Source organism: Clostridium sediminicola (assembly GCF_050402865.1).
GTDB classification, from domain to species: domain Bacteria; phylum Bacillota; class Clostridia; order Clostridiales; family Clostridiaceae; genus Clostridium_AF; species Clostridium_AF sediminicola.
The window spans coordinates 1-8,662 of the sequence record NZ_BAABMF010000045.1 but is presented as its reverse complement, the minus strand read 5'-3'; the positions used below and the strand labels follow the sequence as shown (position 1 = coordinate 8,662).

The window sequence follows — 8,662 nt, the reverse complement described above, 5'->3', positions numbered from 1 at the left end:
TCTGGTGATTATAGCTTGAAGGTAACACCCGTTCCCATTCCGAACACGAAGGTTAAGCTTCAACACGCTGATGGTACTGCACGGGAGACTGTGTGGGAGAGTAGGACGTTGCCAGGTAATAAGGCTCCTTGGTCAAGCGGTTAAGACATCGCCCTTTCACGGCGGTAACAGGGGTTCGATTCCCCTAGGAGTCACCATAAAAAAAAGAGTTCAATTAGAACTCTTTTTTTTATATTCTAATATAATTTTGATATAAGTTATCCACACTAAAATTAAAAGGTTTTAGTTTATTCATATAAATATTAACAATATAAACATTAAACTTATATTTTAAATAAATTATATCAATTACAAGCTTACTAAAAATAAAGATTAACAAAATACTTGTAATGATATACAATATGAATATAAATTAAAATAGAATCGAGGTAACTAATGGAATTTGAAAAACAAACAATAAGATCTAAATTTTTAAGAAGACCAAATAGATTTCAAGCATACGTAATAGTAGATAATAAAGAAATAATGGTTCATGTTCCTAATACAGGAAGATGTAAAGAAATATTAGTTCCTAATTGTGATGTTATTTTAAGAAAAGAAAGTAACCCCAAAAGAAAAACTAAATTTAGTTTAATTGCAGGATATAAAGATAAAAAACTTATAAATATCGATTCTCAGGTTCCTAATAAAGTTGTTCATGAGGCTTTATTAAAGCGAAAGATTAAAAAATTGAAACAATATTCTACTATTTATAAGGAAAAAACCTATGGAAAAAGTAGATTTGATTTTAAATTAATAAATGATAAAAATGAGACATATTATTTAGAAGTTAAAGGAGTCACTTTAGAAGAAGATAAGCATTGTATGTTTCCTGATGCACCAACAGAAAGAGGGACAAAACATATAATGGAGTTAATAGACGTAAAAAATGAAGGTATGGGAGCTGGAATAATATTTTTAATACAACTAGAAGAAGTATCTAGTTTTTCTCCAAATGAGAAAATGGATAAAAAATTTTCAGATGCTGTAAAATTAGCTGTGGAAAAAGGTGTGGATATATTTGCGTATAATTGTAAAGTAACAGAAAAATCTATTGAATTATATGAGGAAGTAAAAATTATAATCTAATGTTTAAGGAGAAAAATATGATTTTTAAGTATTGTCCTATTTGTAGTAGAAAACTAGAATTAATAGATAGTTGGGATGAAGGTGCTGTACCCTATTGTCCGACAGACGATATTTTGTACTTTGATATCCCAAAAACGATAGTTCTCATCGCTGTTATTAAAGAAAAGAAAATCTTACTATTAAAGCAGAGTTACATATATAAACACTCAAAAGTATTAATTTCAGGATACGTAACCAATGGAGAAGCATTAGAGGAAACTGCAGTTCGGGAAGTTTTAGAGGAAACAGGAATTAAAATAAAAAATCCTAAATATTTAGGTAGTTATCCGATGAAGGAGAAAGAATTTTTATTTGTTGGATTTGTAGCAGAATACGTTAATGGTAAGATTGTAGAATCAGATGAAGTAGAGCACGCAGAGTGGGTAGATTTAGAATTTGCATTACAAGAAATGAATGAAGATACCATAGGTAAAAAGGTTGTAAAAAAATTATTGGAAAGTATTGATAAATAAAAATGAATTTCACCTCTAATATATGTAAATACTATAGTTGAGGTGATTTTTATGAGAAAAAATAGAAAATTAGAAAGTGCAATAGTTGGTTATGGGAAAGAAGATGATGAGAGGAAAGCTATAAGAAAAGCATTAAGTTATTTACCTTTAGAAGGGTTTATTTCCAATGAAGATATTGTAGTAATAACAGCTAATATGGTTAATCCTAACCCTCCAGAAAAAGGTGTAGTTGTAGGGCAAGAATCTCTGAGGGAAGTAATCAGATTTTTTAAAGAAAGAACTCCTAAAAGAATTATTGTTGCAGGAGGAGCAGGAAGTACTAATACAAAAAATGTTTTACATAGTATTGGTTTTGATAAAATAATTGATGAAGAAGGTATAGAATTTTTAGATTTGAATTTTGGACCTTTTATGGAAATGAATATTGACGGTAAAATAATTCAAAAGACAAAGATAAATTCAATTATACAAGATGCTACCATTATTGTTTCATTCACGCAATTAAAGGCTCATGAAGAAGCAACAATGTCTGCTTGTATTAAAAATATTGCTTTAGCATGGCCACCTGCTGAAGTTCATGGTTATCCAAAAAAAAATTTGGGTATTCATGATGAGTTGCATGATTTTATACTATCTATGGCGAAAAATATACCAATTGACCTTTCAATTTTAAGTTTGAGTCCTTCTATGATAGGAACAGGTCCTTCAAAAGGAGTAGCTAAAAATACTAACATGGTTCTTGCTAGCCTCGATCCTGTAGCTATTGATACTATTGGTGCTAGGCTTTTAGGGTTCAGACCTCAAGCAGTAAATTATTTATTTATGTGTATAAAAGAAGGAATTGGTCAGGGAACTGTGGATAATATTGAGTTAAAAGGGGTTAACCTTGTGGATATTGAAAAAGAATTTTCTAAAGTAGTTTATGGAGAAGAATTTTCAATAGATGAGTAATAAATATGGGGGGAGATATCAAATGGAGATAGTTCCAGATAATTGTAATAGATGTACGTTATATAAAGAAAATAAGTGTGATACTAAAGTCAATGATTGTATGTGTAAAAATTGTCCTAGAAATTTAGGGAAATGTATAATTACTAGATATTGTAGAGAAACTGAATCTGTATTAACACCAGAAGAATACTAAAATATTTGAATTATTTTTTTAATTAGTGGAAGAATAAATGTAACAATGTTTATGGAGGTAAATTTATGTATACATTTAATGAACGAATTAAAAAAATAATAGCTGAAAATTGCTTTGGATATGAACCACACTCTATTCTTAACTTATATAGTATGGCAAATTTATCTCCTAGTTGTGAGAATTGTAAGAATTTCATTGAAAGTAAATGCAAGAAAGGTTTATTCGATGAAATTAGAGAAACAATAAGTAACAATTGATAATTAGGAGGTAATAGGATAATGAATATGGCAAATTTTGAACAGCTAAAAACTGTAGCAAGGAATTGTTCTAAGTACGAGATTGAAACACAAGATTTTGTCTCAAGTGTCAATCCTCAGTTACAGCAAAGTTGTACTAATTGTAAACATTTAGTAAATCAAAAATGTGAGTTAGGGTTAACCGATAAAATAGCAGCAAATTTAGATGAAAAATAGACACAAAAGAGTTATTAAATAGTTGTTTTAATAACTCTTTTGATTTTTAAAAATATGGTTCATAAATTAAGAATTTAGCATATAATATTATTGGCAAACAAATGTATAACAAATGAATATATGAATATTAAATCGAATTGAGTGCATATACAAAAAAAATTACTTTCAAGAACGAAAACAATAGAAAATAAATTAGATTGTATATGATGTAAATTTTACTTTGAAGGTGCGGTTTTAAAGATAAATAATAAATTAACTTAATTTATATAAGTATAATTTAAGTTAAAGTAATTTATCAAGAATATTAGTAAATATATAAATTTATAATCAATAAGAAATATTATTTATAAAATTACGATCAGATGAAGTAAACGGAATAGGGCGGAATAAAATTATTTATTAAGAAAAAGCTGGATTAAAATAGAAAATAATTTCTATTTTAAAATAGCTTTTTTTTATACATAAAAATAATAATATATACAAAAATATAGCAAGTTTATGAAAGTATTCACCTTTAGGAAGAAAAAATATATATTTATGTAATTTGTTTGGTATAATATATTAATGAAATTATATAATTCATTATCATTTGTGATTTTACTATTAATACTGATAAAATAGATAAGGAGACTAAATATGACTACTTGGTTACAAAGATCAGAAGCTTTATTAGGTAAAAATAGTGTGCAAAACTTAAAAAACAAGAAAGTTGTTATTTTGGGGATTGGAGGAGTTGGTAGCTTTACTGCTGAAGCAATAGCAAGAAGTGGAATAGGAAAAATATATGTTGTGGATAAAGATATAGTTGACATTACAAATATAAATAGGCAATTGATTGCTACTACAAAAACCATTGGCTTAGATAAAGTTAAAATAGTAAAGGATAGAATTTTAGAAATTAATCCTTTATGCGAAGTAAAGGTATTTAAAACTTTTGTAAATATGGATAACTTTGAGGATATAATTGGAAGAGATGTTGATTATGTTATTGATGCTATAGATACAATTACATCAAAAATTGAATTAGCTGTATGGTGTAATTCAAATAACATTAATCTAATAAGTTGTATGGGTGCTGGAAATAAAATTGATCCAACAAAATTTGAAGTTGATGATATATTTAAAACAAGTATATGTCCTTTAGCAAAAGTTATGAGGAAAGAGTTGAAGAAAAGAAACATAAAAAAACTTAAGGTAGTGTATTCAAAAGAATTACCACAAAAGCCAATTTGGGAAAATGAAGAGATAGGAGATTATAATAAAAAAAATAAGGATACTCCAGCTAGTGTATCTTTTGTACCATCAGTAGCTGGACTTATTATGGCAGGCGAAGTAATTAAAGATTTAGCTGGATATTAATTAATTTGGATTTTGGTTAAGGAGATATGAAAATGAACAACCGATCAAAAGCACAAGTAAAGATTGAAAAAGCAAATGTTAATGAATTTATTATAAAAGATGTTTATGGAATATCCATAGGAAGATTTAATTTTCTAGAGATAAATGAAAACAATAAATTTGCATTGTTTAGAGTTAGTTTTTATAAAGACGATATAGAATTTGATTTAGAGTATAAAAAATCCCTTGAGATAATAATTGAATCATTAAATAAAAATAAAGGTATAACTAAAATAAGTACAGTAGCTCATGAAGATATAAATTATAAAATATTTGGTCAATTAGGTTTTAAATTAGAAGGAATTATGTACAATTCCGTAAATAATTCTGAAAGACAAAATAGTGAGATTATTTTTGGACTAGATTATGAGGAATATAAAAAAGTTGAGTGTTTAAATGTTTTTAGATTAAGGGGAAAAAGAATTGAACTTAAAGTTTTAACACCAGAAGACACTGAGGATGTATTAAAGTATTATGTAAGAAATAAAAAACATCTAGAACCTTATGAACCTGACAGAGAAGAGAATTACTATACTAAAAAAGTACAAAATGAGTATTTGATTGAAGGGTATAAACAATTTCTAAATAATGAAAGTGTAAGTTTTGGAATCTACTTAAATAAAGATATGGTAGGAAAAATAAAAATTTCAAATATAGTCTTAGGTGTTTTTAAAAATGCTTTTATAGGGTATTCGATAGACGAAAAATTTCAAGGTAACGGATATATGAAAGAAGCAGTTAAAATGGTTATTGATTATGCATTTAATGATTTAGGACTTCATAGAGTTGAAGCTTCTACACTAGTAGAAAATGAAAAATCGCAGAGAGTATTAATGGGTTGTGGATTTAAGGAAATTGGGATAAGTAAAAATTATTTATTTATCAATGGTAAATGGAGAGACCATAAAATTTTTTATATAGTTAATGAAAACAGCGATTTTAGAAATTAACATATATATGGAGGTAAATTAATGAAAATATTTAAAGTTATAATAATATCATTATGTTTTATTTTTGTACTAGCTTCTTGTGGAAAAGGAAATTTAACTAATATATCTACAAATATTAATACTAGTAATAATACAATAAAAAATACTGATACAAAAATAAATAATAAAAGTAAAAATGACTTAGTTGATAATATAAAAAAAGAAAGCAAGGCAGAGGATGGTAATAAAATTATTGAAAATAATGAATTAAACATTAGTAAAGAAAATGATATAAAAGAAACTGAAGACGAAGAAGAGACTAAAGAGGAAAAAAACAAAGAGAATGTAGAAGTAGAGAATAAAAAAAATACAGAAGTAGTGAATAAAGAAGTTGATACTAACGTTAGAGCTAATACAGAAACAACTATTGTTAAATCAGAATATAAGTTAAAAAATAACACCATAGTTATAGATCCAGGGCATGCTACAAAAGGTGATTTATCAATGGAACCTATTGGACCTGGAGATACAAAAAAGAAATATAAACAAACAGGAGGAGCATTTGGATATAAAACGGGCATACCAGAATATGAAGTTAATATGCAAGTTGCTCAAAAGTTAAGAAGCTACTTAACTGAAAATGGATATAATGTTGTAATGACTAAAACAGCAAATGAGGAAATTATGGCAAATTCAGAACGAGCTAAGGTTGGAAATGAATCAAATGCAGGGCTAGTAATAAGAATTCATGCAGATTCAAGTACTAACCATAAAGCCAAAGGAGCATCTATGCTTATACCTGCTAATAATAAATACTGTGAAAATTTTTATCAAGAAAGTAAAGCTTTTGGTAAAACTATATTAGATACAGTAACAAATGAAGTAGGTATCAAGAATAGAGGATTAATAGAAAGAAGTGATATTTCAGGTTTCAACTGGTCTACTGTACCAGTTATTTTGATTGAGGTTGGTTTTTTATCTAATGAGGAAGAAGAGTTGCTCTTATCATCGGATTCTTATCAAGATAAGATAGCTAAGGCAATAGTACATGGACTTGATCAATTAAAATAGATAATTTTCTTATTGATAATAGTGATATTTCCAAGGAAATAAAATATTAATAATGTATATTTCATTAAAAAAAGCTGTGCACATATAGGGGGGAGTTGCTGCACAGCTTTTTTTTTAATACTATCAATTAGTATTACCATAAATTCTGATTATATACTTTCATTAGGATAAAAAAGTATAAAATATTATTTTAATGAAAGTTAAAACATAATGTATAATTAAAGTATGTTGTTAACTCAAAATTTTAGGAGGATAAAATGGAAAAATATAAAATATATTTTATGTTATTTAGTGCAATATATCTTATTGCTTTTGGAGTTTTTATGAAAAAAAGCAGTAGTTCAAAATTAAGTAAAGTTATTGCTAACTATACTTTTATTTTTGGATTATTTTCTTTTATAAGTGGGATTATAAGTTATATAAATAATGGAATAGGTTATATATTATATAATATTTTTATAATAATATTATTAGTTACTTTTATAATAATATTGTTTACAAATTTGATAGTTAAAAAAGACAGAAGATAAAGTTAAAATACTTATACTTTTATATAAATCTTAATTTGGGATTTTTTAGTCTTTAATCATAGAAAAAGATATTCAGATATAGTAAAATATATTTACTAATACATATTAATATAAATTTCGCATAAGGATGTGAAAAAATGAGACTTAGAAAAGTAGTAATTATTATATTGATGATTCTTCTTTCAATAAATCTGAATGCATGCAAAAAATATAAAGCTGAGTTACAAACATATACAATAGATCAAGCTGAAGAAGAAAATATTGAAGGAATTAATGATATTCTTATAGATGCTCATTATTTAGATATAAATTTAGTTAAAACAGAAGGCGATAAGGTAAAATATAATTTATATGGAAAAGTTGAGTTAAAAGGTAAGAATTTAAACAAAGAGAATAATAATTATATCAAAATTAAAAGTTATTCAAGTAAGGACAAGCTTTTTTTAAAATTTAACAAAGACAATTCTTTTCAAGAATATAACAATAGAAATAGTCTTACTTTAGATATATATATACCAACAGAGTATTTAAATGATATTTCAATTATTTCATCATCTTCAAATTTAAAGATTTCTAATTTAAACTTAAATAAATTAGAAATAAAATGTAATTCTTCAAATATAGAAATAGAAAATAGTAATTTAAAAGAATTTGAGGGTATTTTTGATGCTGCGGTTTTCTCTGCTAAAAAGTTAGATGCAAAAAAATCATTTATCGAAATGACTGAAGGAAGAGTTGATTTTAAGGAATATGTAGGAAATATAGAGATTTATTCAAAAGAAGCAGAGGTCGATATAGAATATATTGAGTTTAAAAATAATATAGATATTCGTAATGAAAAGGGTAGTGTTAATATAGCTTTACCTGAAAGCTCTATTTTTGCTTTAGATGCTAGAACGAATGAAGGTTATGTAAGATGTGAATTTCCAATACCTAAAAATGAAATATCAAGTGACAAAGGATTAAAGGGTGTACTAAGAAGTGATGAATATAGTATTTTTGTTAAGAATAGTAAAGGAAATATTAGAATAAAAAAATTAGCTGAATAAGCTATTTTTTTTATTCTAATATTTATTATTAATGAGTTTAGTTTATTTTTGACGGGTTACCCAGCTAATAATTCTATATTATATCCATATAATATAGAATTATTACTAGAATCAAAGATTATAAAAAGTAAACCTATCCTAGTGTATCAGTATATGAATAATTAAGAAAAAACTAGAAAAATAGAGAATAATAAATTTAATTATGTGTAATAAGACTAATATAAAAACATACTAACAATAAATTTGATAAGATATTCCTTGTCGCCAAGAGAAACCGAGAAAACGGTCGAAAGAAAAAATAAAAAACTCTTGACAACAAGAAATAAAAGTGTTAAACTAAATTAGCTGTCGAAAAAACAGCAAAACAGTTTAACAGATTTGATCTTTGAAAATTAAACAGAGAATGATAATAAATGCCAGTCAATGAA

General features: G+C 26.0%; 11 protein-coding genes, 1 tRNA gene and 1 rRNA gene. All 13 read left to right on the top strand.

From position 1 onward, the window contains the following. The 13 genes from rrf (at position 1) to ACQ3F0_RS26385 (ending at position 8,234) form a co-directional block, all read left to right on the top strand. Positions 1–117: ribosomal RNA gene (gene rrf / locus ACQ3F0_RS26445) — 5S ribosomal RNA — on the top strand. A 5-nt stretch (positions 118–122) separates the two neighbouring features. Further along, a tRNA-Glu gene (locus tag ACQ3F0_RS26440) sits at positions 123–197 on the top strand. A gap of 238 nt (positions 198–435) precedes the next feature. After that, on the top strand, positions 436–1,128 hold the full coding sequence (gene sfsA, locus ACQ3F0_RS26435) for a DNA/RNA nuclease SfsA (RefSeq protein ID WP_428868819.1): 693 nt from the start codon (positions 436–438) through the stop codon (positions 1,126–1,128). Between the two features lie 17 nt (positions 1,129–1,145). Further along, positions 1,146–1,640 carry an NAD(+) diphosphatase gene (locus tag ACQ3F0_RS26430; RefSeq protein ID WP_428868818.1) on the top strand — a complete coding sequence of 165 codons (495 nt, stop codon included), beginning with the start codon at positions 1,146–1,148 and terminating at the stop codon, positions 1,638–1,640. 51 nt (positions 1,641–1,691) lie between these two features. Continuing rightward, positions 1,692–2,591 carry a DUF362 domain-containing protein gene (locus ACQ3F0_RS26425; RefSeq protein WP_428868817.1) on the top strand — a complete coding sequence of 300 codons (900 nt, stop codon included), beginning with the start codon at positions 1,692–1,694 and terminating at the stop codon, positions 2,589–2,591. Positions 2,592–2,613: 22 nt separating this feature from the next. Beyond that, entirely contained in the window at positions 2,614–2,784 is a 171-nt protein-coding gene (locus tag ACQ3F0_RS26420) for a hypothetical protein (RefSeq protein WP_428868816.1), read from the top strand. A gap of 65 nt (positions 2,785–2,849) precedes the next feature. Beyond that, entirely contained in the window at positions 2,850–3,041 is a 192-nt protein-coding gene (locus tag ACQ3F0_RS26415; protein WP_428868815.1) for a hypothetical protein, read from the top strand. A 21-nt stretch (positions 3,042–3,062) separates the two neighbouring features. After that, positions 3,063–3,257 (top strand): hypothetical protein, encoded by a 195-nt coding sequence (locus ACQ3F0_RS26410; RefSeq protein WP_428868814.1) that lies wholly within the window; start codon positions 3,063–3,065, stop codon positions 3,255–3,257. 636 nt (positions 3,258–3,893) lie between these two features. Next, the gene (locus tag ACQ3F0_RS26405) at positions 3,894–4,616 is read left to right on the top strand and encodes a tRNA threonylcarbamoyladenosine dehydratase (RefSeq protein WP_428868813.1); all 723 of its coding nucleotides are present in this window, start codon (positions 3,894–3,896) and stop codon (positions 4,614–4,616) included. Between the two features lie 32 nt (positions 4,617–4,648). Continuing rightward, complete coding sequence (locus ACQ3F0_RS26400) at positions 4,649–5,605, top strand: GNAT family N-acetyltransferase (protein ID WP_428868812.1); 957 nt, start codon at positions 4,649–4,651, stop codon at positions 5,603–5,605. A 21-nt stretch (positions 5,606–5,626) separates the two neighbouring features. Continuing rightward, the gene (locus ACQ3F0_RS26395) at positions 5,627–6,655 is read left to right on the top strand and encodes an N-acetylmuramoyl-L-alanine amidase family protein (RefSeq protein WP_428868811.1); all 1,029 of its coding nucleotides are present in this window, start codon (positions 5,627–5,629) and stop codon (positions 6,653–6,655) included. 257 nt (positions 6,656–6,912) lie between these two features. Beyond that, complete coding sequence (locus ACQ3F0_RS26390) at positions 6,913–7,185, top strand: hypothetical protein (RefSeq protein WP_428868810.1); 273 nt, start codon at positions 6,913–6,915, stop codon at positions 7,183–7,185. A 137-nt stretch (positions 7,186–7,322) separates the two neighbouring features. Further along, positions 7,323–8,234 carry a DUF4097 family beta strand repeat-containing protein gene (locus ACQ3F0_RS26385; RefSeq protein WP_428868809.1) on the top strand — a complete coding sequence of 304 codons (912 nt, stop codon included), beginning with the start codon at positions 7,323–7,325 and terminating at the stop codon, positions 8,232–8,234. The last annotated feature ends 428 nt before the right edge of the window (positions 8,235–8,662 follow it).

Coding starts and splice junctions, on each gene's coding strand:
- sfsA (WP_428868819.1), top strand. CDS start 436: ATGGAATTTGAAAAACAAACAATAAGATCTAAATTTTTAAGAAGACCA.
- ACQ3F0_RS26430 (WP_428868818.1), top strand. CDS start 1,146: ATGATTTTTAAGTATTGTCCTATTTGTAGTAGAAAACTAGAATTAATA.
- ACQ3F0_RS26425 (WP_428868817.1), top strand. CDS start 1,692: ATGAGAAAAAATAGAAAATTAGAAAGTGCAATAGTTGGTTATGGGAAA.
- ACQ3F0_RS26420 (WP_428868816.1), top strand. CDS start 2,614: ATGGAGATAGTTCCAGATAATTGTAATAGATGTACGTTATATAAAGAA.
- ACQ3F0_RS26415 (WP_428868815.1), top strand. CDS start 2,850: ATGTATACATTTAATGAACGAATTAAAAAAATAATAGCTGAAAATTGC.
- ACQ3F0_RS26410 (WP_428868814.1), top strand. CDS start 3,063: ATGAATATGGCAAATTTTGAACAGCTAAAAACTGTAGCAAGGAATTGT.
- ACQ3F0_RS26405 (WP_428868813.1), top strand. CDS start 3,894: ATGACTACTTGGTTACAAAGATCAGAAGCTTTATTAGGTAAAAATAGT.
- ACQ3F0_RS26400 (WP_428868812.1), top strand. CDS start 4,649: ATGAACAACCGATCAAAAGCACAAGTAAAGATTGAAAAAGCAAATGTT.
- ACQ3F0_RS26395 (WP_428868811.1), top strand. CDS start 5,627: ATGAAAATATTTAAAGTTATAATAATATCATTATGTTTTATTTTTGTA.
- ACQ3F0_RS26390 (WP_428868810.1), top strand. CDS start 6,913: ATGGAAAAATATAAAATATATTTTATGTTATTTAGTGCAATATATCTT.
- ACQ3F0_RS26385 (WP_428868809.1), top strand. CDS start 7,323: ATGAGACTTAGAAAAGTAGTAATTATTATATTGATGATTCTTCTTTCA.